The 24,929-nt window shown below is 46.5% G+C and carries 23 protein-coding genes; 14 read left to right on the top strand and 9 right to left on the bottom strand.

What is annotated here, in order from left to right; genetic code table 11:
- Positions 1-62 precede the first annotated feature (62 nt).
- Both ATB78_RS23915 and ATB78_RS23910 read right to left on the bottom strand, forming a co-directional pair.
- Positions 63-1,004, bottom strand: a complete 942-nt coding sequence (locus ATB78_RS23915) for a LysR family transcriptional regulator (RefSeq protein WP_009708063.1) — start codon at positions 1,002-1,004, stop codon at positions 63-65.
- Positions 1,005-1,171: 167 nt separating this feature from the next.
- Positions 1,172-1,354 carry a hypothetical protein gene (locus ATB78_RS23910; RefSeq protein WP_009708062.1) on the bottom strand — a complete coding sequence of 61 codons (183 nt, stop codon included), beginning with the start codon at positions 1,352-1,354 and terminating at the stop codon, positions 1,172-1,174.
- A 132-nt stretch (positions 1,355-1,486) separates the two neighbouring features.
- Here ATB78_RS23910 and tusA point away from each other — a divergent pair, with 132 nt between their 5' ends.
- Positions 1,487-1,735 carry a sulfurtransferase TusA gene (gene tusA, locus ATB78_RS23905; RefSeq protein ID WP_005426051.1) on the top strand — a complete coding sequence of 83 codons (249 nt, stop codon included), beginning with the start codon at positions 1,487-1,489 and terminating at the stop codon, positions 1,733-1,735.
- Positions 1,736-1,779: 44 nt separating this feature from the next.
- Here the strand turns inward: tusA and ATB78_RS23900 are convergent, their stop codons facing one another.
- Both ATB78_RS23900 and ATB78_RS23895 read right to left on the bottom strand, forming a co-directional pair.
- Positions 1,780-2,040 (bottom strand): hypothetical protein, encoded by a 261-nt coding sequence (locus tag ATB78_RS23900; RefSeq protein ID WP_009708061.1) that lies wholly within the window; start codon positions 2,038-2,040, stop codon positions 1,780-1,782.
- A 160-nt stretch (positions 2,041-2,200) separates the two neighbouring features.
- On the bottom strand, positions 2,201-2,755 hold the full coding sequence (locus ATB78_RS23895) for a TMEM165/GDT1 family protein (protein WP_010444803.1): 555 nt from the start codon (positions 2,753-2,755) through the stop codon (positions 2,201-2,203).
- A gap of 485 nt (positions 2,756-3,240) precedes the next feature.
- Between ATB78_RS23895 and glyQ the strand changes: the two genes are divergently transcribed.
- The 4 genes from glyQ to ATB78_RS23875 all read left to right on the top strand — a co-directional run bounded on the left by glyQ (position 3,241) and on the right by ATB78_RS23875 (position 10,023).
- Entirely contained in the window at positions 3,241-4,158 is a 918-nt protein-coding gene (glyQ, locus tag ATB78_RS23890; protein ID WP_005440855.1) for a glycine--tRNA ligase subunit alpha, read from the top strand.
- A 13-nt stretch (positions 4,159-4,171) separates the two neighbouring features.
- Positions 4,172-6,238, top strand: a complete 2,067-nt coding sequence (glyS, locus tag ATB78_RS23885) for a glycine--tRNA ligase subunit beta (RefSeq protein ID WP_061010822.1) — start codon at positions 4,172-4,174, stop codon at positions 6,236-6,238.
- A 217-nt stretch (positions 6,239-6,455) separates the two neighbouring features.
- Positions 6,456-8,540, top strand: a complete 2,085-nt coding sequence (locus ATB78_RS23880; protein WP_061010821.1) for an alpha-amylase — start codon at positions 6,456-6,458, stop codon at positions 8,538-8,540.
- 229 nt (positions 8,541-8,769) lie between these two features.
- On the top strand, positions 8,770-10,023 hold the full coding sequence (locus tag ATB78_RS23875) for a valine--pyruvate transaminase (RefSeq protein WP_045485292.1): 1,254 nt from the start codon (positions 8,770-8,772) through the stop codon (positions 10,021-10,023).
- A gap of 136 nt (positions 10,024-10,159) precedes the next feature.
- Here the strand turns inward: ATB78_RS23875 and ATB78_RS23870 are convergent, their stop codons facing one another.
- The 5 genes from ATB78_RS23870 to dnaA form a co-directional block, all read right to left on the bottom strand.
- Positions 10,160-10,597, bottom strand: a complete 438-nt coding sequence (locus tag ATB78_RS23870) for an Hsp20 family protein (protein WP_005440850.1) — start codon at positions 10,595-10,597, stop codon at positions 10,160-10,162.
- A 468-nt stretch (positions 10,598-11,065) separates the two neighbouring features.
- Positions 11,066-13,483, bottom strand: a complete 2,418-nt coding sequence (gyrB, locus tag ATB78_RS23865; protein WP_005440849.1) for a DNA topoisomerase (ATP-hydrolyzing) subunit B — start codon at positions 13,481-13,483, stop codon at positions 11,066-11,068.
- 13 nt (positions 13,484-13,496) lie between these two features.
- Positions 13,497-14,576: a DNA replication/repair protein RecF gene (recF, locus tag ATB78_RS23860; protein WP_005440847.1), complete on the bottom strand. Its 1,080-nt coding sequence runs from the start codon at positions 14,574-14,576 to the stop codon at positions 13,497-13,499.
- 9 nt (positions 14,577-14,585) lie between these two features.
- Entirely contained in the window at positions 14,586-15,686 is a 1,101-nt protein-coding gene (dnaN, locus tag ATB78_RS23855) for a DNA polymerase III subunit beta (protein ID WP_005440839.1), read from the bottom strand.
- A 63-nt stretch (positions 15,687-15,749) separates the two neighbouring features.
- On the bottom strand, positions 15,750-17,156 hold the full coding sequence (gene dnaA, locus ATB78_RS23850; RefSeq protein WP_005440837.1) for a chromosomal replication initiator protein DnaA: 1,407 nt from the start codon (positions 17,154-17,156) through the stop codon (positions 15,750-15,752).
- A gap of 429 nt (positions 17,157-17,585) precedes the next feature.
- On the opposite strand from dnaA, the gene ATB78_RS23845 reads away from it, so the two are divergent.
- The 9 genes from ATB78_RS23845 to mioC all read left to right on the top strand — a co-directional run bounded on the left by ATB78_RS23845 (position 17,586) and on the right by mioC (position 24,478).
- Positions 17,586-18,332: an amino acid ABC transporter substrate-binding protein gene (locus ATB78_RS23845; RefSeq protein ID WP_005440835.1), complete on the top strand. Its 747-nt coding sequence runs from the start codon at positions 17,586-17,588 to the stop codon at positions 18,330-18,332.
- A 105-nt stretch (positions 18,333-18,437) separates the two neighbouring features.
- Positions 18,438-19,109, top strand: a complete 672-nt coding sequence (locus ATB78_RS23840) for an amino acid ABC transporter permease (RefSeq protein WP_005440833.1) — start codon at positions 18,438-18,440, stop codon at positions 19,107-19,109.
- Entirely contained in the window at positions 19,106-19,843 is a 738-nt protein-coding gene (locus ATB78_RS23835; RefSeq protein WP_061010820.1) for an amino acid ABC transporter ATP-binding protein, read from the top strand. Before ATB78_RS23840 ends, ATB78_RS23835 begins: the two co-directional genes overlap by 4 nt.
- A gap of 242 nt (positions 19,844-20,085) precedes the next feature.
- Positions 20,086-20,220, top strand: coding sequence for a 50S ribosomal protein L34 (rpmH, locus tag ATB78_RS23830; RefSeq protein ID WP_005378825.1), 135 nt, complete (start codon positions 20,086-20,088; stop codon positions 20,218-20,220).
- Positions 20,221-20,266: 46 nt separating this feature from the next.
- Positions 20,267-20,590, top strand: coding sequence for a ribonuclease P protein component (rnpA, locus tag ATB78_RS23825; protein WP_009699098.1), 324 nt, complete (start codon positions 20,267-20,269; stop codon positions 20,588-20,590).
- Complete coding sequence (gene yidD, locus ATB78_RS28685; protein ID WP_078608021.1) at positions 20,557-20,814, top strand: membrane protein insertion efficiency factor YidD; 258 nt, start codon at positions 20,557-20,559, stop codon at positions 20,812-20,814. The genes rnpA and yidD overlap by 34 nt, the downstream gene beginning before the upstream one ends.
- A 2-nt stretch (positions 20,815-20,816) precedes the next feature.
- Positions 20,817-22,439 (top strand): membrane protein insertase YidC, encoded by a 1,623-nt coding sequence (gene yidC / locus ATB78_RS23820; protein ID WP_009708036.1) that lies wholly within the window; start codon positions 20,817-20,819, stop codon positions 22,437-22,439.
- Between the two features lie 133 nt (positions 22,440-22,572).
- Positions 22,573-23,934, top strand: coding sequence for a tRNA uridine-5-carboxymethylaminomethyl(34) synthesis GTPase MnmE (gene mnmE / locus ATB78_RS23815; protein WP_061010819.1), 1,362 nt, complete (start codon positions 22,573-22,575; stop codon positions 23,932-23,934).
- A gap of 103 nt (positions 23,935-24,037) precedes the next feature.
- Positions 24,038-24,478, top strand: coding sequence for an FMN-binding protein MioC (gene mioC / locus ATB78_RS23810; protein WP_005440825.1), 441 nt, complete (start codon positions 24,038-24,040; stop codon positions 24,476-24,478).
- Positions 24,479-24,929: the final 451 nt, after the last annotated feature.

Raw genomic sequence — 24,929 nt, 5'->3', positions numbered from 1 at the left:
TCGATAGAATAAACAAAGCCGGGTCATTGCCCGGCTTTTTGCTATTTCGATTATCGAAAAAATCAGTCCAATCCCATATCTTCAATTCGCTTGGCAATAAGACGACTACATTCTTCACGAACCACGGCACGCAACCATTCTTGAGCGGGAGAGTGCTCGCAACGTGCGTGCCAAATCATCGAATATTCAAACGGCGTGAATTGGAATGGTAATGGCTTCACCACTAAGTCATAGCGATCAGCAACCAAGTACGCTAAATCGGCCGGTACGGTAATGATAATTGGCAGAGTATCGACAATCGCCAGCGCCGCTTCCAAGTGATAAGCGCGCAATACCATCTGACGTTGCGGCTTCTCCACCAGCGCTTGCTCAATCAGCGCTTTAACCCCATCGCTTATGGCAATCATGGCATGCGGATGACTGAGGTAATCATCCAGACTCATCTCTTTATCGGCTAATGGATGTTGCTTGGAGAGCATGCATAGCACACCGACTCGCCCTAGCACTTCACTGCGTAGTGGCTCCACAGGACCTGTAGGGCGACAAATCGCTAAGTCCGCGCCTTCATATGTTAATTGATCAGATAAGCGGTCGTGTTGCAGTGGCAAGAAGTTAAACGACACGTTAGGCGCTTCTTGATAAATACGTGGCAATGCGAAGGGCAGAATGGTTTGCATCGCGTAGTCAGTCGTGGCGATATTAAACGTCTGATCGCAACTGCGTGGATCAAACTCACGTGGAGAAAGCAATTGGCGTAGTGACTCCAAAGGCTCACCCAAAGAGCGATCAATTTCTAACGCTTTTTGAGTTGGGATCAAGTGCTGACCTTGACGCGTAAACAGCGGATCACCAAGCAGATCGCGTAAACGCCCTAGCACACGACTCATTGCCGACTGGCTTAAATTGAGACGCGTTGCTGCTTTACTGACACTGCTCTCTTCGATCAACACACGTAATGCGACCAATAAATTCAGATCTCGACGATAGATGTCTTCTAATTCCACGATTTGCCACTTACCATGTAGGGGATTTAGGTAAATTGTACTCTTCAGGCAAAAAAAATCCCGCCTTTCAGCGGGGAAGCCCAAGAAAAATGGGGATAGTGTCGGAATGAAGTGTCGTTAAACTTGGTGAGCGGTATATCAATAGGTTCCGATTACAGCAAGAAGCGCTAATTTTCTTGCTCAGATGCACCTGACCATTTGTGCATCTCAATCCAAATCCCAATAATCGTTGCACTCATGCCTACAAGAGGCAGCAATGAGGTTTCAGCTGGTGTTCTGAGTACTAATGCGCAGAACGAGATGAAACACAAAACCGAATAGATGGTTAGTCTGTCTAACGCTGTTAACATCGTGTCTCCTTACCAGTTGTTACCAAATTGTTAATTTAAGGTAAATCAAAAAATTCGGTTTGCCAAGTGGTTATTGAATATTTTTTCAACGAAAGTAAAATTCACCGCTCAGTTAGTTACGAGAATCACATTATGAGTTTTAATCCTGAACTGGCGACCAAGACATTAGAGGCGGAAGGATTACGCTGCCCAGAGCCAGTGATGATGGTCAGGAAGACAATTCGAAACATGCAAGATGGTGAGGTGTTGCTGGTTAAAGCGGACGACCCATCCACAACTCGAGATATCCCGAGCTTCTGCCGATTTATGGATCACCAGTTGATTGCGGCACAAACGGAGCAACTTCCATACCAGTACCTAATTAAGAAAGGTTTGGAATAATCTCAGCAAGATCAAAAACGGCAGCCCAGTAGGCTGCCGTTTGTTTATTCATCGTATTCTAGTGTGCGAACTTCAGATTGTAGCTTGTTCAATTGCTTTCGCATTGCACGCATTTCCTCATGCATCGGAATGATATGAGCCACCCGAATCCATGCTTCTACCGTTAAACCAGTAAGAATAAAGGACCCTGCTACAATTGGTAGCCACATATCAGTCAGCACCATTGCTAGCAAGCAAAGCGCCAAACCAAAGGTGAATAAATAACTCTGACTCTTTGGGGTCATCCCCATGTAACGTGTAAGCATACCTTTGCCCTCTCGCTATCATTCACACCATTAAATTACCATGACAAGTATGACAGTAATATGTCATCCGTCACGGTCTTGAACGATTTTGAGTCAGAGTTTGACGTTGTGTATTACTTCTCTAGTTATTGATAATTCACACCATTTTACGTGCAACAAATCAGAACAATGCCGCTCCGATAGCTAGCGCGATAAACAAGAATGCAGTCACCTTACGAATCAGCCCTAAAGGCATCTTATCAGCCGACAATTTACCAATAAGGACAACAGGTACATTCGCCAGCAACATACCAATCGTGGTGCCAAGAATCACCCAACTCAATGCATCTGCGTATTGCGCACCCAAGATAGAAGTCGCAATCTGAGTCTTGTCGCCAATCTCCGCAACGAAGAAAGCAATAAAACTCGCAATGAATGGACCACGGTTGGAGATCTGCTCGTCGTCATCCAGTTTATCTGGGATCAACACCCAAGCCGCCATGGCGACAAAACTGACCACCAGCACCCATTTGAGAACTTCAGGCGAAAGATAATCGGCCACCACCACACCTAACCATGCAGCCAAAGCGTGGTTGGCAATGGTTGCCAAAAAGATTGCTGCAATAATAGGGATTGGCTTGCGGTAACGACTGGCAAGTAATAGAGATAGCAATTGGGTCTTATCGCCAATTTCTGCTAACGCTACAGTAGTAATTGAAATAGCTAAAACGCTCACGACATGCTCATTGGGGCGGGATAATTATTTTTAACCTAAGACAAATCTCACGCCCCACCCCGGTTCATGATGATTTGTCTAAGGTCTTGCTAAACTCATCGGGTTGATGAGTCTCGAACGCCATGGTGATTTTGCACCAATTATGTTGACGAACGAACTGGATGAAACAGACATTTCATCGAGTAAGCTACTCCCCAAAGACAGGCGCAATTCTAGCCATGTTTCCTCATCACCTCAAGAGTGAAAGCCAGTGAAAACTCCCTTTTAAGAAAAATTCAGCAGATAAAGCGGTAAAAATCCATTAAAGGAGAAAATTGCCCACGAATTAATCAAGATTAGCTCTACTCCCATGCTCAATATCTGGGTATACTTGATTGTTAATTTATTCAACCGTAATTACTTTGAATCGCCATTGTTGAGGCAAGAAAACCCAACAAAAAAGAGACGAATTCACGAGTAATAAGAGAATCGCGCGAACCTGACTTATGCAAAAATACGATATCAAAACCTTCCAGGGAATGATCCTCGCGCTGCAGGATTATTGGGCTCAAAATGGTTGTACCATTGTTCAACCACTAGATATGGAAGTTGGTGCGGGTACCTCTCACCCAATGACCTGTCTACGAGCACTTGGCCCAGAGCCAATGTCTACAGCTTACGTACAACCTTCACGTCGTCCTACTGATGGCCGTTACGGTGAAAACCCTAACCGTCTTCAGCACTACTACCAATTCCAAGTAGCGCTAAAACCATCGCCAGACAATATCCAAGAGTTGTACCTAGGTTCTCTAGAGGTTCTTGGTGTCGACCCACTTGTTCACGACATTCGTTTCGTAGAAGACAACTGGGAAAACCCAACACTAGGCGCATGGGGTCTAGGCTGGGAAGTTTGGCTAAACGGCATGGAAGTGACTCAGTTTACTTACTTCCAGCAAGTTGGTGGCCTTGAGTGTAAGCCAGTAACTGGTGAGATCACTTACGGTATCGAACGTCTAGCAATGTACATCCAAGAAGTAGACTCTGTTTACGACCTAGTTTGGAACATCGCACCAGACGGCAGCAAAGTGACTTACGGTGATATCTTCCACCAAAACGAAGTAGAGCAATCGACTTACAACTTCGAGCACGCAGACGTGGAATTCCTATTTGGTTTCTTCGAACAGTGTGAGAAAGAGTGTAAAGAACTGCTTGAACTTGAAAAGCCACTGCCACTACCTGCTTACGAGCGCATTCTAAAAGCGGGTCACGCATTCAACCTACTAGACGCACGTAAAGCGATCTCAGTAACTGAACGCCAACGTTACATCCTACGCATCCGCAACCTGACTAAAGCAGTTGCAGAAGCATACTACGCATCGCGTGAAGCTCTTGGCTTCCCAATGTGTAAGAAAGAACAAGCGTAAGGGGTAGAGTAACATGGCAAAAGAATTTCTAATCGAGCTAGGTACAGAAGAGCTACCACCAACGCAACTTCGCACTCTAGCTGAAGCATTCGCAGCAAACTTCGAAGCAGAACTAAAAGGCGCTGAGCTTGCTCACGAAGGCGTGAAATGGTTCGCGGCGCCTCGTCGTCTTGCACTTAAAGTAGCAGCACTAGCAGACAGCCAGTCTGACAAAGTTGTTGAAAAACGTGGTCCTGCGGTTTCTGCAGCGTTTGACGCGGAAGGCAACCCAACAAAAGCGGCTCAAGGTTGGGCACGCGGTTGTGGCATCACGGTTGACCAAGCAGAGCGCATGGTTACAGACAAAGGTGAATGGCTACTGTTCAAACAAGAAGTGAAAGGTCAGCCAACGTCTGAGATCGTAGTTGAACTTGCAGCGAAAGCACTAGCAAACTTACCTATCGCAAAACCAATGCGCTGGGGTAACAAAACAACTCAGTTCATCCGTCCAGTTAAGACGCTAACCATGCTAATGGGCAGCGACCTAATCGAAGGCGAGATCCTTGGTGTTGCTTCAGACCGCACTATCCGTGGTCACCGCTTCATGGGTGAGCAAGAGTTCACTATCGATTCTGCTGAGCAATACCCTGCGATCCTAGAAGAGCGCGGTAAAGTAATGGCAGATTACGAAGCGCGCAAAGCAATCATCCTAGCTGACGCACAAAAAGCGGCAGCAGCGGTTGGCGGTATCGCTGATCTAGAAGATGACCTAGTAGAAGAAGTAACGTCTCTGGTTGAATGGCCAGTGGTACTAACAGCGAAGTTTGAAGAAGAGTTCCTAAAAGTGCCTTCTGAAGCGTTGGTTTACACCATGAAAGGTGACCAAAAATACTTCCCTGTTTACGACGAAAACAAGAAGCTACTACCTAACTTCATCTTCGTATCGAACATCGAATCAAAAGAACCTCGTTACGTAATCGAAGGTAACGAGAAAGTGGTTCGCCCTCGTCTTGCTGACGCAGAATTCTTCTTCAACACAGACCGTAAGCGTCCGCTTATCGACCGTCTGCCTGAACTAGAGCAAGCGATCTTCCAAAAGCAACTGGGTACGATCAAAGACAAAACAGACCGCATCACAGAGCTTGCTGGCTACATTGCTGAGCAAATCGGTGCTGACGTTGAGAAATCAAAGCGTGCTGGTCTATTAGCAAAATGTGACCTAATGACCTCAATGGTATTCGAATTCACGGATACTCAAGGTGTTATGGGTATGCACTATGCTCGCCACGACGGTGAAGCAGAAGAAGTTGCAGTAGCACTGAACGAGCAATACATGCCTCGTTTCGCAGGTGATGAACTGCCATCAAACGGTGTTTCAACTGCAGTTGCAATGGCAGACAAGCTAGACACTATCGTAGGTATCTTCGGTATTGGTCAAGCACCTAAAGGCAGCGACCCATTCGCACTACGCCGCGCATCTCTAGGTGTACTACGTATCATCGTTGAATACGGCTACAACCTAGATCTTGTTGACCTAGTAGCAAAAGCGAAGTCACTGTTTGGCGACCGCCTAACCAACGACAACGTTGAACAAGACGTTATCGAGTTCATGCTTGGTCGTTTCCGTGCTTGGTACCAAGACGAAGGTTTCAGCGTAGACATCATTCAAGCGGTTCTAGCGCGTCGCCCGACGAAACCAGCAGACTTCGACCAACGTGTTAAAGCGGTTTCTCACTTCCGTGAACTAGAAGCAGCAGAGTCTCTAGCAGCAGCGAACAAACGTGTAGGTAACATCCTAGCGAAATTCGACGGCGAACTAGCAGCAGACATCGACCTAGCACTTCTACAAGAAGACGCAGAGAAAGCACTAGCAGAAAGCGTTGAAGTAATGACGGAAGCGCTAGAGCCAGCATTTGCTACAGGTAACTACCAAGAAGCCCTAAGCAAGCTAGCTGACCTACGTGAACCAGTTGATGCGTTCTTTGATAACGTAATGGTAATGGCAGACAACGAAGCACTTAAGAAGAACCGTCTAACACTACTGAACAACCTGCGTAACCTGTTCCTACAGATCGCAGACATTTCTTTGCTTCAAAAGTAATTCATTACTCTTCGAAGTGATTAAGAAATAACTAAAAGGGAAGCAGATGCTTCCCTTTTTTGTTGCCTTCAAACCGATGAAGGTGACGCTTATTATTCATTTTGTGAACAAGACTAAAATTTGTAGGGTGAGACGCGTTTAACTTGTTGGTGTAGAGCTCGGATTGTAGAGGCACAGTTTTGCTATAACTGGACTGTTTATTCGGGGGAAGGACACAATGAAAAAAACAATTCTCGCACTCTCTATCGGTCTACTGAGCGCCTGCAGCCAGATTCCAGAAAATGCCATCGTATTAAGCGTTGGTGATGACACCGCTGTTTTTGAGGAAAACTCACAAGGCTTACTTGTCGCCGAGCAAAAACTCGAAAAAGGCAGTTACACCTTTACCATTGCAGACAGCAAGCAAAGCTGTGGCAGTAGCTTTGCCCTAGCAGAAGAAGAACGCATCAAGTTCAATCGTCCATTAAAAATGGATAACTGCGCCACTGATGCACAAATGCCGCTGCGCATCTTCAAAGCCAATACCTATCAATTTACGCTCAACCCAACCACCAACGAGCTAACGGTCAAAATCAAACCAAAGCAGAGTCAGGACATCACCTACTCTTGCCCTGTCGCAACTGACGCGCCAAAAACCATCAACGTTGCTCAAACCTTTAATGATGGCACTGTCGTTCGTGATGCCTTAACCGGACAAGAAGCCACAGTCGCCAATGGCACCGTCACCATGCAACCGGGTCCTATGAGCCAAGGTCTATTGCTGCTAGAAGAAGTTGAACAGCAAGCCGATAAACCATTCAGCTGGGATAACGCGACGGTGTACTTCGTCATGACCGACCGCTTCTACAACGGTAACCCAGACAACGACAACAGCTACGGTCGCAGCAAAGACGGAAAATATGAGATTGGCACCTTCCACGGTGGTGACTTGGCGGGTCTGACGAAAAAACTCGATTACATCGAATCACTTGGTGTGAATGCTATCTGGATAACCTCGCCACTGGAACAGATCCACGGCTGGGTTGGCGGCGGCGATAAAGGCGATTTTAAACACTATGGCTACCACGGCTATTATCACCAAGATTGGACCAAGCTTGATGCCAACATGGGTACCGAAGATGAACTCAGAACCTTCGTCGATACCGCCCACAAGAAAGGCATCCGCGTGATTTGGGATGTAGTCATGAACCACACTGGCTACGCAACATTAGCAGACATGCAGGAATTCGGCTTTGGTCAGCTTTACCTTGATGACCAAGAAGCCAAAGAAGTCCTCGGTGAAAAATGGACCGACTGGCAGCCAAAATCAGGACAAAGCTGGCACAGCTTCAACGATTACATCAAATACGGTGATAGCGAAGCGTGGGATAAATGGTGGGGCAAAGATTGGATCCGCACCGACATTGGTGACTACGATGCTCCGGGCTACAACGACATCACCATGTCTTTGAACTACCTACCGGATCTCAAAACCGAATCGACTCAGAAAACCGGATTACCAAACTTCTTCCGCAATAAAGACACCAATGCGCAAGATGAGCTGCAAACCCCACGTGAACACCTGATTACCTGGTTATCCGATTGGGTGCGCGACTATGGCATTGATGGCTTCCGTGTCGACACCGCTAAACACGTAGAAATGGAAGCGTGGGCAGAGTTGAAAGCCAGCACCACTCAGGCGCTTGCTCAGTGGAAGCAAAACAACCCGGACAAAGCCTTGGATGACCTACCTTTCTGGATGACAGGTGAAGTGTGGGCACACAGCGTAGTGAAGAGCCCGTATTTCGATAACGGCTTCGATTCCATCATCAACTTCGAGTTCCAATCTGATGTAGCACCAAAAGCGCTGAAGTGTTTCGCTCAACTTGATAATGATTACCGCCGCTATGCAGAACGCATCAATACCGATCCTGAGTTCAACGTGTTGAGCTATCTGTCTTCACACGATACACAGCTGTTTTGGTCAGCACGCAGCCGCAGCTTTGATGACCAAGCACGTGCAGCAAATGCTCTGATGCTGGCTCCCGGTGCAGTACAGATCTATTACGGTGATGAGATAGCTCGTGATTTTGGCATTACTGGTTCAGATGCTCACCAAGGCACACGCTCAGATATGCCATGGGATAAGATTCATGGCGAGCGAGAAGATCTACTGCAACATTGGCAAAAGTTGGGGGAATTCCGTAAACGCCACCCAGCAGTTGCTCAAGGTAAGCACATCACTCGCAATCAAGAAGGTTACTACGCGTTCGAACGCCAATACCAAGACGATAAGGTGCTGATTGTTTACACCGGTGAGTAAATCACACTCTCTCCACCAGCAAGGGAAGCATAAGCTTCCCTTTTTTATTGCTCTTTTTGCCTTTTTATCTCGTACCTCTGGTCTGATGACACACTTTTTTCTTTTTCGGCTTAATTCACACTTTGCGTTAATTACGCATTGAGGTAAGGTCAAGGATTACTCGATAAGCCGATAAAACATCGGCACAAACATACACAAAGCAATCACAATGAATTAGGTATAACGACAAATGCAGTTCTCTAAGTTTGGTGAAAAATTTAATCAGTATTCAGGTATCACGCAGTTAATGGACGATTTGAATGATGGTCTGCGCACACCAGGTGCCATCATGCTCGGTGGAGGTAACCCAGCCGCCATTCCTGCCATGCTCGATTACTTTCACCAAGCCAGTGAGGAAATGCTCGCCAGTGGGGAGCTCGTCGCCGCCCTCGCCAACTACGATGGTCCGCAGGGCAAAGACGCGTTCGTTAAAGCACTGGCTCAGTTATTCCGTGAAACTTACGGCTGGGATATTTCCGAGAAGAACATCAGCCTAACTAACGGCAGCCAAAGTGGCTTTTTCTACTTGTTCAACTTGTTGGCAGGTAAGCAGCCAGACGGTTCGCATAAGAAGGTGCTACTGCCTATCGCGCCTGAGTACATCGGTTATGGTGACGCAGGTATTGATGAAGATATCTTTGTCTCTTACCACCCAGAGATCGAGCTGTTGGATAACGGTCTGTTTAAATACCACGTCGATTTTGAGCAGCTCACCGTCAATGACTCTGTTGCGGCAATCTGCGCGTCTCGCCCAACCAATCCAACGGGTAACGTACTGACAGATGAAGAAGTGCGTAAACTGGACAAGCTAGCACGTGAGAACAACATCCCACTGATTATCGATAACGCCTACGGTCTACCTTTCCCGAACATCATCTTTGAAGATGTCGAGCCGTTCTGGAATGAAAACACCATCCTGTGCATGAGCCTATCTAAACTTGGCTTGCCGGGCGTGCGTTGTGGCATTGTGATTGCGAGTGAAGAAATCACTCAAGCATTAACCAATATGAACGGCATCATCAGCCTAGCTCCAGGCAGTGTTGGTCCAGCGTTAGCAAACCACATCATTGGTAAAGGCGATCTGCTTAAACTGAGCTCAGAGGTAATTAAGCCGTTCTACAAGCAGAAGTCGCAACGTGCAGTTGAACTGCTTCAAGAAGCGATTACCGATGAGCGCTTCCGTATCCACAAACCAGAGGGCGCTATCTTCTTGTGGCTATGGTTTGATGAACTGCCAATTACGACAATGGAACTTTACCAACGCTTGAAAGCGCGTGGGGTCTTGATTGTTCCGGGTGAATACTTCTTTATTGGTCAGAAAGACGAGTGGGATCACGCGCACCAATGCTTGCGTATGAACTACGTTCAAGACGATGAGATGATGCAAAAAGGCATTGCGATTATCGCAGAAGAAGTGGAAAAGGCTTACCGCGAAGGTAAATAAACCGATTAAACTCAGCCGCTTCTCTTTGAAATTACGGCTTTGAAAGCCCCAAACTAAAAAGAGCGCTCTTTTCCATAATGGAAGGCGCTCTTTCTCATTCTATAACCGTGTGGTTAACTGAAGTGTCATCAGCTGATTAGCTGTTTTCAATCAGGTTGTTACCACCGATAGCAATCTTACGCGGTTGCATCGCTTCTGGAATTTCACGAACTAAATCAACATGAAGTAGACCATTTTCCATTGATGCGCCAACGACTTTTACGTAGTCCGCAAGTTGGAATTTACGTTCAAAATCGCGTTCTGCGATGCCTTGGTAAACGTAGTTTTTACCTTCTTCTGCTTTACGCTCGCCCTTCACGATCAACATGTTTTCGTTTTGAGTCAAATCGAGCTGATCTTCAGCAAAGCCAGCGACTGCCATAGTAATACGGTAGTTGTGCTCGTCTTTTTGCTCGATGTTGTATGGAGGGTAACCGCCAGAAGTGTTCTTCGCAGAGCTTGCTTCCATCAGGTTAAACAGACGGTCGAAGCCAATTGCATTACGGTATAGTGGTGAGAAATCTACATTACGCATAATCTATCCTCTTTTAAGCAATAGTCTTAGCCCAGATGAAGGTCATCCACGTGGCGCATTTATGCAAGAAAACGCCGAGCTAAGGGATCCGATGATTCATTCCTCTGACCTACTCTTTAGGTGCGGGGACATGATGTCGAATCTAGGGTCAAGTTGTGTGCTAATATTGAGTATCCTCTCCTGAGCGATCTCGTTTAGCGATTCCAGAGGCGCTTTTCTTCTCTTGTTGAGCAAGTTAGCCATCCCTCTTCATAACTAGATATAAGGTCGAAAAATGGGCTTTCAAGGGCTCCGATGAAAATATTTTTAGATCCCCGACTCGGTCGTTCCTCCCTCTCGAAGCGTTCCCATATTCATAGGGCGCAGCCGTTCTCGTATCTCGACTCTTTTATCTCGTTTCTACCCAATAAAAAAACGCCACCTCTTGCGAGATGGCGTTTTTAGTATGATTTGACTGAGTCTGTACGACTACACGTCTAGGTTTGCTACTTTAAGCGCGTTCTCTTCGATGAAGTTACGACGCGGCTCAACTTGGTCACCCATTAGCGTTGTGAACAATTGGTCTGCGCCTACCGCATCTTCGATGGTTACTTGCATCATGCGACGTGTCTCAGGGTCCATTGTGGTTTCCCAAAGCTGATCTGGGTTCATCTCACCTAGACCTTTGTAGCGCTGTAGGCTTAGACCACGACGCGACTCTTTGATTAGCCACTCAAGTGCCGATGCGAAGCTTGAGACTGGCTGAGTACGCTCACCACGCTTGATGTAAGCGCCTTCTTCTAGCAGACCATCTAGTGCTTCAGATAGATCCGCTAGCTTGCCGTACTCTTTAGAGTTCAGTAGGTCGATGCTTAGTGCGTAGTCATGAGTCACACCGTGAGTACGTACGATGATCTTAGGTAGGTTTAGACCTAGCTCTTCGTGTTGCTCAACTTCGAAGCTGTATTGGCTTGCGCCTACTTCTTTTGCGTTTAGCTGTTCAACTAGCTGTTTTGTCCACGCTTCTACTGCTGCAGCATCGTGACATTGCTCTGCCGTTAGACGCGGCGTGTAGATTAGCTCATGAACTAGTGCGCTTGGGTAACGGCGGCTCATGCGATCCGCTAGCTTGATACCAGCGTTGTATTGCTGAACTAGCTTCTCTAGTGCTTCGCCAGCCAATGCTGGCGCTTCTGCGTTTACGTGTAGCGATGCGTTATCAAGTGCCAAAGCAACTTGGTATTGGTTCATCGCGTCTTCGTCTTTGATGTACTGCTCTTGCTTACCTTTCTTCACTTTGTAAAGCGGTGGCTGAGCGATGTACACGTAGCCACGCTCAATAAGCTCTGGCATTTGACGGTAGAAGAAGGTCAACAGTAGCGTACGGATGTGCGAACCATCGACGTCAGCATCGGTCATGATGATGATGTTGTGGTAACGCAGTTTGTCCGGGTTGTACTCGTCACGACCGATACCACAACCTAGTGCAGTGATCAGCGTTGCTACTTCTTGAGAAGAAAGCATCTTGTCGAAACGTGCTTTTTCTACGTTAAGAATCTTACCTTTTAGCGGTAGGATTGCTTGGTTCTTACGGTTACGGCCTTGTTTTGCGGAGCCGCCTGCCGAATCACCCTCCACTATGTATAGTTCAGAGAGTGCAGGATCTTTTTCCTGACAGTCTGCAAGTTTGCCTGGTAGGCCAGCTAGGTCTAGTGCGCCTTTACGACGAGTCATTTCACGAGCTTTACGCGCTGCTTCACGAGCACGAGCTGCATCGATGATTTTCGAACAAACCATCTTCGCTTCTGTCGGGTTTTCAATCAGGAACTCAGACAGTTTCTCACCCATTGCTGATTCAACCGCTGACTTCACTTCAGAAGAAACCAGTTTGTCTTTAGTTTGGCTAGAGAACTTAGGATCTGGCACTTTAACTGAAACAACCGCAGTTAGACCTTCACGAGCGTCATCACCAGATGTTGCTGTTTTCGCTTTCTTAGAGAAACCTTCTTTATCCATAAAGGTATTCAGCGTACGTGTTAACGCAGCACGGAAACCAGCAAGGTGAGTACCACCATCGCGTTGCGGGATGTTGTTAGTGAAACAGTAGATGTTCTCTTGGAAGCCATCGTTCCATTGCATTGCTACTTCTACAGCAATGCCATCTTCACGTTCAAAATCGAAGTGGAAGATTTTCTCAATGATTGGTGTTTTGTTGGTGTTTAGGTGCTCAACGAACGCTTGAATACCACCTTCAAACATGAAGTGGTCACTCTTGTCTGCTTCACGCTCATCAACCAGCTTGATAGAAACACCTGAGTTTAGGAAAGAAAGCTCACGTAGACGTTTTGCTAGGATATCGTAATGGAATTCGATATTTGTGAAGGTTTCAGCGCTTGGCCAGAAGCGGATCTGTGTACCCGTTTGGTCAGTATCACCAATTACTGCTAGTGGCGCTTGAGGCTCACCGTGATGGTAAGTTTGCGTATGGATATGACCGCCGCGGTGGATAGTCAGAACCACTTTTTCAGACAGTGCGTTTACTACTGAAACACCTACGCCGTGAAGACCGCCCGATACTTTGTATGAGTTATCGTCGAACTTACCACCAGCGTGAAGTACCGTCATGATAACTTCTGCTGCTGATACTTTTTCTTCTGGGTGCATTTCTGTTGGAATGCCACGACCATCATCCGTAACTGAAACCGAGTTGTCCTCATGAATTGTCACAACGATGTCTTTACAGTGACCTGCCAACGCTTCATCAATTGAGTTATCCACCACTTCGAAGACCATGTGGTGAAGACCAGTGCCGTCGTCCGTGTCGCCGATGTACATACCTGGACGCTTACGTACCGCATCCAGACCCTTCAGTACCTTAATACTCGATGAATCGTAATTTTCAGACATGAGTTTCTCTCTTCTAGTTTGACTCTATCCTGCCATGTTCCACATGAAACAATTTGCCCGTATCGTCCAACATATCGGCGATTTGGCTTTCAGTGATAGAGCTTACAAATACTTGTGCGCCCGTCTCTTTCAAGCAGTCAGCAAGACGCTTGCGACGTTGGCTATCTAATTCCGACGCAAAGTCGTCAATTAGGTAAATACATTGTTTTCCGGTCATTTCGGTAAGGTGTTGTCCCTGCGCGACACGCAATGCACACACCATGAGTTTTAATTGACCGCGTGACAAAACGTCCTCAACGGGCGTTCCGTTCACTTTAATGCGCAGATCAGCCTTGTTCGGACCGCTAAAGGTGTAGCCCAACGACTGATCACGCTCGAAATTTTTTTCTAGTATCTCATGATAAGGGGTATCTTTGTCCCATCCACGATAATACTTTAATTGGATCTCAAATTCTGGCAAAAATGTCTGACAGATGGTTTCCGCTACGCTTTTCATCTGTTCGATGTAAAGCGCTCGCCATTGACTGATGTTTTCAGCCAAACGCGCCATCTCTTGATCCCAATAACTGAGCTCGCGATAACTTCTGGCGGTTTTAAGCAGTGCATTGCGTTGCTTGTTAAGACGCTTGAAACGTCCCCATGCATCATAGAAAGCGGGCTCGGTATGAAACACACCCCAATCGATGAAGGCACGACGATGTTTTGGGCCATCCGTTAGTAGATCAAACCCTTCCGGATGTATCAACTGCAAAGGTAAAACTTGTGCGAGTTGTGCCAGTTTTTGCCCAGATTGACCGCCTATTTTAACCTCTGTTGAGCCATCACGCTGCTTATTAATGCCGATAGGTAGCTCAAATTGATCCGAGTTCAAAAAACGACCATGAACAAACAGTTCGTCACACTCATTTTGGATAACTCGACCCGTCAGCGAACTCTTGAAAGAGCGTCCGTGTCCGAGCAAGTAAATCGCTTCTAGAACACTGGTTTTACCGCTGCCGTTCGGCCCAATAAGAAAGTTAAAGCCTGCTGATAGGTCAATATCACAGGCTTTAATGTTTCGAAACTGCTGAATGATGAGGCGAGAAAGTGGCATTCAGATGGCTTATAGACGAATTGGCATCACCACGTACATGGCACTGTCGTCGTCTGCGTTTTCAATCAACGCACTTGCGTTCGCATCTGACATCGACACACGTACGTTATCGCAACGCAGTGTATTAAGCACATCAAGCACGTAGCTAACGTTGAAGCCGATCTCGATAGCGTCACCTTCAAAGGTTACGTCTAACATTTCTTCTGCTTCTTCTTGCTCTGGGTTGTTGGCAGTAATGCGCATTTCACTGCCCGCAAGATTCACACGAACACCACGGAATTTTTCATTAGAAAGAATCGCTGCACGAGAAAACGCTTGGCGTAATTCATCACAGCTTGCTTCTAGTGTTTTGGTCGTACTTTGCGGCATTACGCGGCGATAGTCAGGGAAACGACCATCAACAAGCTTAGAAGTGAAGATAAAGTTGTTCACTTCTGCACGCACATTTGAGCTACCAATTTGTAGCACGACAGGTTGCTCTGGTGCGTCCATTAGCTTCACAAGTTCTTGCACACCCTTACGCGGCACGATGATTTGCTTCTGTGCGAAATCGGCACCGAGTTGTGTTTGAGATACCGCCATACGGTGACCGTCAGTAGCCACGCTACGTAGCGTCGTACCGTCGATTTCAAACAACATACCGTTGAGGTAGTAACGAACGTCTTGGTTCGCCATTGAGAATTGTGTTTTCTCGATCAGAGTACGCAGATCAGACTGAGTCAGTGACACTTCTACTTCACTCTGCCAATCTTCAATGTTCGGGAAATCGTTCGCTGGAAGCGTCGCCAGTGAGAAACGGCTGCGGCCTGAACGAACTTGTACGCGATCGCCTTCTAGTACGAAGGTGATGATAGAGTCATCTGGTAGACCACGGCAGATATCAAGAAATTTACGAGAAGGAACGGTAATGCTGCCCGCTTCAAAATCCCCTTCTAGAGCCACTTTGCTCACCAATTCCACTTCCAAATCGGTTGCGGTCATGGATAACACGTTCTCTTCTACTTTAATCAGTAGGTTACCAAGAATTGGTAGGGTTGGTCGGCCACCTAGTGCACCCGAAACCTGTTGTAGCGGTTTGATTAAATGACTACGTTCAATGGTAAATTTCATGCTTGGCTCTTTACGCTGTCAGCTCAATTAATGATGTGCTTAGAATACTGTCATTCTAACCGATTACGAAGACAGGGTGCGAATCAAGTTAGAGTAATCTTCTTTAATATCGTGGCTCTCTTCACGCAGCTGCTCAATCTTGCGACATGCATGCAGCACCGTGGTGTGGTCACGACCACCAAATGCATCACCAATTTCAGGCAAGCTGTGGTTGGTCAGCTCTTTTGCCAGCGCCATCGCCAATTGGCGAGGACGTGCAACCGAGCGAGAGCGGCGTTTAGACAGCAAGTCCGCCACTTTAATCTTGTAGTATTCCGCGACCGTCTTTTGAATGTTGTCGATCGTTACAAGCTTTTCTTGTAGAGCAAGCAAATCGCGCAGCGCTTCACGAACAAAATCAATCGTAATTGGACGACCAGTGAAGTTGGCGTTTGCAATAACACGGTTCAGTGCACCTTCCAGTTCACGAACGTTAGAACGTAGACGCTTGGCAATAAAGAACGCCACTTCATCCGCTAGGTGGATTTGGTGGTCTTCGGCTTTCTTCATCAAGATCGCTACGCGGGTTTCTAATTCAGGCGGCTCGATCGCAACCGTTAGACCCCAACCAAAACGTGATTTTAGACGATCTTCCACACCGCTGATCTCTTTTGGATAGCGATCTGAAGTAAGAATGATCTGTTGGTTACCTTCCAATAACGCGTTGAAGGTATGGAAGAATTCTTCCTGTGAACGCTCTTTATTAGCAAAGAACTGAATGTCATCGATAAGAAGCGCATCAACACTGCGGTAGTAACGTTTGAATTCTTCAATCGCATTGTTTTGCAGTGCTTTTACCATGTCTTGAACAAAACGCTCAGAGTGCATGTACACCACTTTCGCGTTTGGCTTGTTATCCACAATCGCGTTGCCCACGGCATGCAACAAGTGCGTTTTACCTAAGCCCGTACCACCGTAAAGGAACAACGGGTTGTAAGCTGCGCCCGGATTATCAGAAACCTGACGTGCTGCAGCCAAACCCAGTTGGTTCGACTTACCTTCCACGAAGTTGTTGAACTTGTGCTTTGGGTTCACGTTTGAGCGGTGGTTGATGTTCGCGATCGCTTGAGCGTCGTCATCCCACGTTTTATGCACAGGCTTACGAGCTTGCAATTGCGCTGGTGCTGAAGATTCAGCAGCCACATCAGCTGGCGTACGTGTCGGTGCCGGCTTAGGAGCTGCAACTGGGCGACTGCCCACTTCAAAGCGTAAGCTAGGGACGTCGTTACCGCAGTATTCCTGCAGTAGACGATTGATGCTGTTCAGGTACTTGTCGCGAACCCAATCCAAAACAAAGCGGTTTGGAGCGAACAGAGTGAGAGTATTGTCATTGAGCTCCGCTTGTAACGGACGAACCCACATGCTGAATTCTGTAGCTGGTAGCTCTTCTTGAAGCTGCTGCAAACATTGCAACCAAAGCGAAGATGACACGGTGCCCCCACTGAGTATTTGAATTATCGGAAAAGACTGGCAATTTTACCTGTTGATAACCAAGATCGCCAGCAATTGATCGACGATCCAGTGAATAAGATCTAAGTTATTCACAATTATTTCGCCCAACTAAGCGAGATCAACACATCTTGCCCCAAATTTGCCCACACATTGATCCACATTTGGGCAAAATCAGCTAGATCGAGCAATTGGTGATAACTCTGTGAATGAATTTCGGTTCATCGATTTTTTCGATCGTCATTTCTGCTCTTTCCGATCGTTTTTTCATCATTTATCCCTATATCTTGGCTACTATCTATACCAAATAAGATCTTATTACTCTGAGGTCTAGGTTATTGCACTTGGTTATTTCTTTAATTGAGCTAACTGACAGTAGTATTTCCAACCATAAAAGTATGGAGATGTATTATGAAAAACTGGATTAAGGTTGCCGTTGCAGCCATCGCTTTGTCTGCCGCGACCGTTCAAGCTGCTACTGAAGTAAAAGTAGGCATGTCTGGCCGTTACTTCCCATTCACCTTTGTGAAGCAAGATAAGCTGCAAGGCTTTGAAGTGGATATGTGGGATGAGATCGGTAAACGTAACGATTACAAGATCGAATACGTTACAGCGAACTTTTCTGGTTTGTTTGGCCTTCTAGAAACGGGCCGTATTGATACCATCTCAAACCAGATCACCATGACAGACGCACGTAAAGCGAAATACCTGTTTGCAGACCCATACGTGGTAGATGGCGCGCAAATCACGGTACGTAAAGGCAACGACAGTATTCAAGGTGTGGAAGATCTAGCAGGCAAAACCGTTGCGGTTAACCTAGGCTCTAACTTTGAGCAGTTGCTTCGCAGCTACGACAAAGACGGCAAGATTAACATCAAGACTTACGATACTGGTATTGAGCACGATGTAGCGCTAGGCCGTGCTGATGCGTTCGTTATGGACCGTCTGTCTGCATTAGAACTGATTAAGAAAACCGGTCTACCGCTACAACTTGCGGGTGAACCATTTGAAACGATTCAAAACGCTTGGCCATTCGTTGATAACGAAAAAGGTCGTAAGCTACAGGCAGAAGTGAATAAAGCACTTGAAGAGATGCGTGCCGACGGAACAGTAGAGAAGATTTCTGTGAAATGGTTTGGTGCCGACATCACTAAGTAAAACTTCTCTTCTTTTAGGACGCAGAGCTTTATCTCGCGTCCTTTTTTAACTCAATGACAAGGTGGAACTTCGTATTCCACCTTTTCTTTTCTCAAGGTAAGTCGTATGGGATTTGATTTTAATTACATGTTGGAACTGTTGCCGATACTGCTCAAGTATCTTGGCACAACCATGGAAATGGCCACATGGGGATTGGTCTTTTCACTGATTCTAGCCGTTATTTTAGCGAACATTCGCGTATTTAAGCTGCCAGTTCTCGACCAATTGAGCCAACTTTACATCAGCTTCTTCCGTGGTACTCCGCTTTTGGTACAACTGTTTTTGCTCTACTACGGCTTACCGCAAATCTTCCCATTCATGGTGGGCATTGATGCCTTCTCCGCGGCAGTGATTGGCTTAACGCTCCACTTTGCCGCTTATATGGCAGAGAGTATTCGCGCCGCCATCATTGGTATCGATCGCAGTCAGATGGAAGCGAGCTTGTCAGTGGGAATGACGACACCTCAAGCAATGCGTCGGGTGATTTTGCCACAAGCAACGCGCGTCGCACTGCCTTCTTTAATGAACTATTTCATCGATATGATTAAGTCCACTTCCCTCGCCTTCACGCTGGGTGTGGCTGAAATCATGGCTAAAGCGCAAATGGAAGCCTCTTCTAGCTTCCGCTTCTTCGAAGCTTTCCTTGCCGTCGCTCTTATTTACTGGGGTGTGGTGGTTATTCTGACTCGAGTACAAATTTGGGCAGAGGCGAAATTGAATAAGGCGTACGTACGATGATCAAATTAGAAAATATCCACAAACGCTTTGGCGAAACAGAAGTCCTCAAAGGTATTGATCTCGATATCAAACAAGGTGAGATCATCGTTATTATTGGCTCAAGTGGTACAGGTAAATCGACACTTCTACGTACTGTTAACTTCTTAGAGCAAGCGGATGAAGGTCGTATCACCATCGATGACATTTCCGTCGATACGCAAAAACATACCAAAGCCGAAGTATTGGCTCTGCGCCGCCGAACTGGGTTTGTTTTTCAAAACTATGCCCTATTTGCTCATATGAACGCGCGTCAGAACATCGCAGAAGGCTTGATCACGGTACGCGGCTGGAAAAAAGAAGACGCTCTCAAGCGTGCTCAAGACATTCTGGATGACATCGGTCTTGGCGATAAAGGAGAAAGTTATCCAGCGGCTCTGTCTGGTGGCCAACAACAACGTGTGGGTATCGGCCGAGCGATGGCGCTGCAACCGGAACTGCTGCTTTTTGATGAGCCAACTTCTGCATTAGATCCTGAATGGGTTGGAGAAGTTCTCTCATTAATGAAGAAGTTAGCCAATCAACATCAAACCATGTTAGTGGTCACGCACGAGATGCAATTTGCCAAAGAAGTGGCGGATAGAGTGATCTTTATGGCCGAAGGCAACATCGTTGAACAAGGTTCTCCACAAGATATCTTCGACAATCCACAAGATCCTCGTTTGAAAAAATTCCTTAACCAAGTTGGAATAGAGTAAAGATCAAGCATCAAGATCAATCGATCCTTGAGATTTTACTCACACTACGTATAATCGCCCGGCCGGAATTTCGTACTCATGAGTCATTGACACATTATGTGAGTGTGATTACAATTCCGCCTCTTTGTTGAGAGGCGTCGGTTGTTCTTCTTTAATAAAGAGCTTCTTTATATAAAGAAAGCAAAATGCCCACGCCGGGTTTAACAAGAACCTAAAACTACTGATCAGTAAAGGTAATTATCATGAAACGCACTTTTCAACCTACAGTTCTAAAGCGCAAGCGTACTCACGGCTTCCGTGCTCGCATGGCAACTAAGAACGGTCGTAAAGTTATCAACGCACGTCGTGCAAAAGGCCGTGCGCGCCTATCAAAATAATCGCTAGTTTATTTTGAACACGTACGCGTTTAATCGGGAGTTACGCTTGTTAACTCCCGAGCATTATCAAAACGTCTTCCAGCAAGCTCATCGAGCTGGCTCGCCTCATTTCACCATCATTGCACGCAATAACAAACTTTCTCATCCTCGATTAGGTTTAGCTGTTCCGAAAAAGCAAATCAAAACTGCTGTTGGTCGTAACCGCTTTAAGCGTTTGGCTCGTGAAAGCTTTCGTAACAATCAACATCAACTTCCAAATAAAGATTTTGTTGTGATTGCAAAGAAAAGCGCGCAAGATTTAAGCAATGAGGAATTATTTAAGTTGTTTGATAAGCTATGGCATCGCCTGTCTCGCCCTTCACGTGGATAGCCATTGGGCTCATTAATCTATATCGCTGGTTTATCAGCCCTCTGATTGGTCCTCGTTGCCGGTTCACTCCAACTTGTTCCACTTACGCGCTAGAAGCTTTGAGAGCTCACGGTTTTGTAAAAGGATGTTGGTTATCAGGCAAACGTCTATTAAAATGCCACCCTTTGAATGAAGGGGGGTATGACCCCGTTCCACCAGTCCAAAAACAAGACAGAGATAACTAACGATGGATTCTCAACGTAATATCCTGCTCATCGCTCTGGCACTGGTTTCTTTCTTGCTGTTTCAACAATGGCAAGTAGCAAAGAATCCAGCACCTCAAGCGGTTGAACAGGCTCAATCAAGCAGTACTCTACCTGCACCATCTTTTGCTGATGACTTGGATCCAGTTCCTGGCCAACAGCAAGCTTCTGCAAAAACTATCACAGTAACGACTGATGTTTTAACTCTGTCGATCGACACCGTTGGTGGCGATGTGGTACATGCCGACCTGAACAAATACGCTGCTGAACTTGATTCATCAGACCCATTCGTTCTGCTAAAAGACACCAAAGGCCACCAGTTCATCGCACAAAGCGGTCTAGTGGGTCCTCAAGGTATCGATCTTAGCAGCACTAACCGTCCTCACTACAACGTGAGCGCAGACAGCTTTACTCTAGCTGACGGTCAAGACGAACTACGCGTTCCAATGACATTCACTGCAAACGGTATCGAATACATCAAAACTTACGTATTCAAACGTGGCAGCTACGCGCTGAACGTAGAATACGATGTTGTGAACAACTCTGGTAACAACGCAACATTTGGTATGTACGCTCACTTGCGTCAAAACCTAATGGACGCTGGTGGTAGCATCACAATGCCGACTTACCGTGGCGGTGCTTACTCAACAGAAGACGTTCGTTACAAGAAATACAGCTTTGAAGATATGCAGGATCGTAACCTGTCTATCAACCTAGCAGATGGCCAAGGTTGGGCAGCAATGATCCAACACTACTTCGCTGCAGCTTGGATCCCACGCAACGAACCAGGTACTAACCTGTACACTCGCGTGATTGGTAACCTAGGTGACATCGGCGTACGTATGCCAAACAAAACTATCGCAACGGGTGACCAAGCGAAGTTTGAAGCAACACTATGGGTTGGTCCTAAGCTACAAAAAGAAATGGCAGCTGTGGCACCAAACCTAGACCTAGTAGTGGACTACGGCTGGCTATGGTTCATCGCTAAACCACTTCACTCACTGCTTGCTTTCATCCAAAGCTTTGTGGGTAACTGGGGTGTAGCAATCATCTGTTTGACCTTCATCGTTCGTGGTGCAATGTACCCACTAACGAAAGCGCAATACACGTCTATGGCGAAAATGCGCATGCTACAGCCTAAGCTGCAAGCAATGCGTGAGCGCATCGGTGATGACCGTCAGCGCATGAGCCAAGAGATGATGGAACTGTATAAGAAAGAGAAAGTGAACCCACTGGGTGGCTGTCTACCTCTTATCCTACAGATGCCTATCTTCATCGCGCTTTACTGGGCACTAATGGAATCGGTTGAGCTACGTCACTCTCCATTCTTCGGTTGGATTCATGACCTTTCAGCGCAGGACCCTTACTACATCCTGCCTCTACTGATGGGTGCGTCAATGTTCCTAATCCAGAAGATGAGCCCAACAACAGTAACGGATCCAATGCAGCAGAAGATCATGACCTTTATGCCGGTTATGTTTACCTTCTTCTTCTTGTTCTTCCCATCAGGCCTAGTTCTATACTGGTTGGTGTCGAACATCGTTACGCTTATCCAGCAAACTTTGATTTACAAAGCGCTGGAGAAAAAAGGCTTACACACTAAGTAACCTTGATAGAAAAGCATAAGAAAGGCGGCCAAAAGGTCGCCTTTTTGTTTTTGGCTGATTACAATTCAGCTAATTAATTGGTTCTGGCTCCCTAGGGGTGTAAACCCTATAGCCCAGCTAAAAAGGCAAGATTATGACTACAGATACGATTGTCGCTCAGGCTACCGCACCCGGTCGTGGTGGTGTCGGCATTATTCGTGTTTCTGGCCCTAAGGCCAATCAAGTGACGCTAGAAGTCACAGGTAAGACGCTAAAGCCTCGCTACGCAGAGTATCTGCCATTTCAAGCGGAAGATGGCACCGTGCTAGACCAAGGCATTGCCCTGTACTTCCCTAACCCACATTCGTTTACAGGCGAAGACGTACTTGAACTGCAAGGTCACGGTGGCCCGGTGGTAATGGATATGCTGATTAAGCGTATCTTGGGTATCGACGGCGTACGTGCTGCTCGACCTGGCGAGTTCTCAGAACGTGCCTTCCTAAACGACAAGATGGACCTAACTCAAGCAGAAGCGATTGCCGACCTGATCGATGCCAGCTCAGAAGAAGCAGCAAAATCAGCACTGCAATCATTGCAAGGCCAGTTCTCACAACGCATCCAAACGCTGGTGGAATCTCTGATCCACTTACGCATCTACGTGGAAGCGGCCATTGACTTTCCAGAAGAAGAAATCGACTTTTTGGCCGATGGTAAAGTGTCTGGTGACCTACAAACAATCATCGATAACCTAGATGCGGTACGTAAAGAAGCCAACCAAGGCGCGATCATGCGTGAAGGCATGAAAGTCGTGATTGCAGGCCGACCTAATGCTGGTAAATCAAGCCTATTGAACGCTCTATCTGGCAAAGAATCCGCTATCGTTACAGATATCGCCGGTACTACGCGTGACGTATTGCGTGAACACATCCATATCGACGGTATGCCTTTACACATCATCGATACCGCTGGTCTGCGTGATGCTTCTGATGAAGTAGAGAAAATCGGTATCGAGCGTGCATGGGATGAAATCGCCCAAGCAGACCGTGTTCTGTTTATGGTTGATGGCACCACAACTGACGCAACGGATCCAAAAGACATTTGGCCAGACTTCGTTGATCGCTTGCCAAACAGTATTGGCATGACGGTGATCCGTAACAAAGCGGATCAAACGGGCGAAGATATGGGGATCTGCCATGTAAATGATCCGACACTGATTCGCCTCTCAGCAAAAACAGGCGCAGGTGTGGATGCTTTGCGTACTCACTTAAAAGAGTGCATGGGCTTCTCAGGCAATACCGAAGGCGGCTTTATGGCTCGTCGTCGTCACCTAGATGCGCTAGAACGTGCGGCTCAGCATCTTCAAATCGGCCAAGAACAGCTTGAAGGCTATATGGCGGGGGAAATCCTCGCAGAAGAACTGCGTATTACTCAGCAGCACTTGAATGAGATTACTGGCGAGTTCAGCTCTGATGACCTCCTCGGCAGAATCTTCTCCTCATTCTGTATCGGTAAATAATCAAAACGCGCGGTGTTAAGCATAAGTTTAACGCCGCGTTTCTTTTTGTACTGACGCACTGTGGTTACCCCAGGCGTGAGTATGGCTCAATAAAGGAAGACACATGATCCACATTATTACAGGCAGTACGTTAGGTGGCGCAGAATACGTAGGTGATCACCTGAGTGATCTGCTAAATGAAAACGGTTTAGAAACGACGATCCACAACCAACCAGAATTGTCATCGATCGAGAACCAAGGCACTTGGCTAGTGATCACTTCAACTCACGGCGCGGGCGAATACCCAGATAATATCCAACCTTTTATTGCTGCGTTACAAAACACACCACCTAAGATGGCCGATGTGAAGTTCGCAGTGATTGCGATTGGAGATTCAAGCTACGATACATTCTGCGCAGCAGGTCAGCATGCTTATGACCTGTTAGAAGACATTGGTGCAACGCCTATCACAGACTGCTTGAAGATTGATGTACTCAGCCATGATGTACCTGAAGACGCCGCAGAGGTGTGGTTGAAGGAGAATCTGGCACGCTTTACCGCTTAATACCTCTCTTACAGAGTCGCATCGCGGCTCTGTTTCTCCTCTTTGTGAATAACTTCCTACAAAACTTTTTGTTCAACCGCTCAAAAAACACCCAAATTCGCTGTGGATAAGTAAGGTAAGATCCGGTGACTTTCCTTTAGTTATCCCAAGAACAACTTTGATCCGTTTTACCCCCTGTGTATAACCCCGCATTTTGATCTCAGGAAATCCTCGATCTGATCAAGTCATGATCACAAGATATGATCCAAAGAAGATCTATGATCTTGTTGATCATTTTCTAGTTATCCACAGAAACGGTCGATCCTAATAATAGATCCAATAAAAGATCATATATATAGATCTTATATATATAGTCTTAGGGACTAAAATTTGAAAAGCGAGAAAACGATTCTCTCTCACAGAGAAAAAAGGTAAAATACCGCTCTTTTTTATCTGTCCATTAAATCCTTTG

It is taken from the genome of Vibrio sp. CUB2 (assembly GCF_001557945.1).
In the GTDB taxonomy this organism is placed as follows: domain Bacteria; phylum Pseudomonadota; class Gammaproteobacteria; order Enterobacterales; family Vibrionaceae; genus Vibrio; species Vibrio owensii.
Note: the sequence above shows the minus strand (reverse complement) of the source record. Positions and strands in the feature narration are given on the sequence as shown.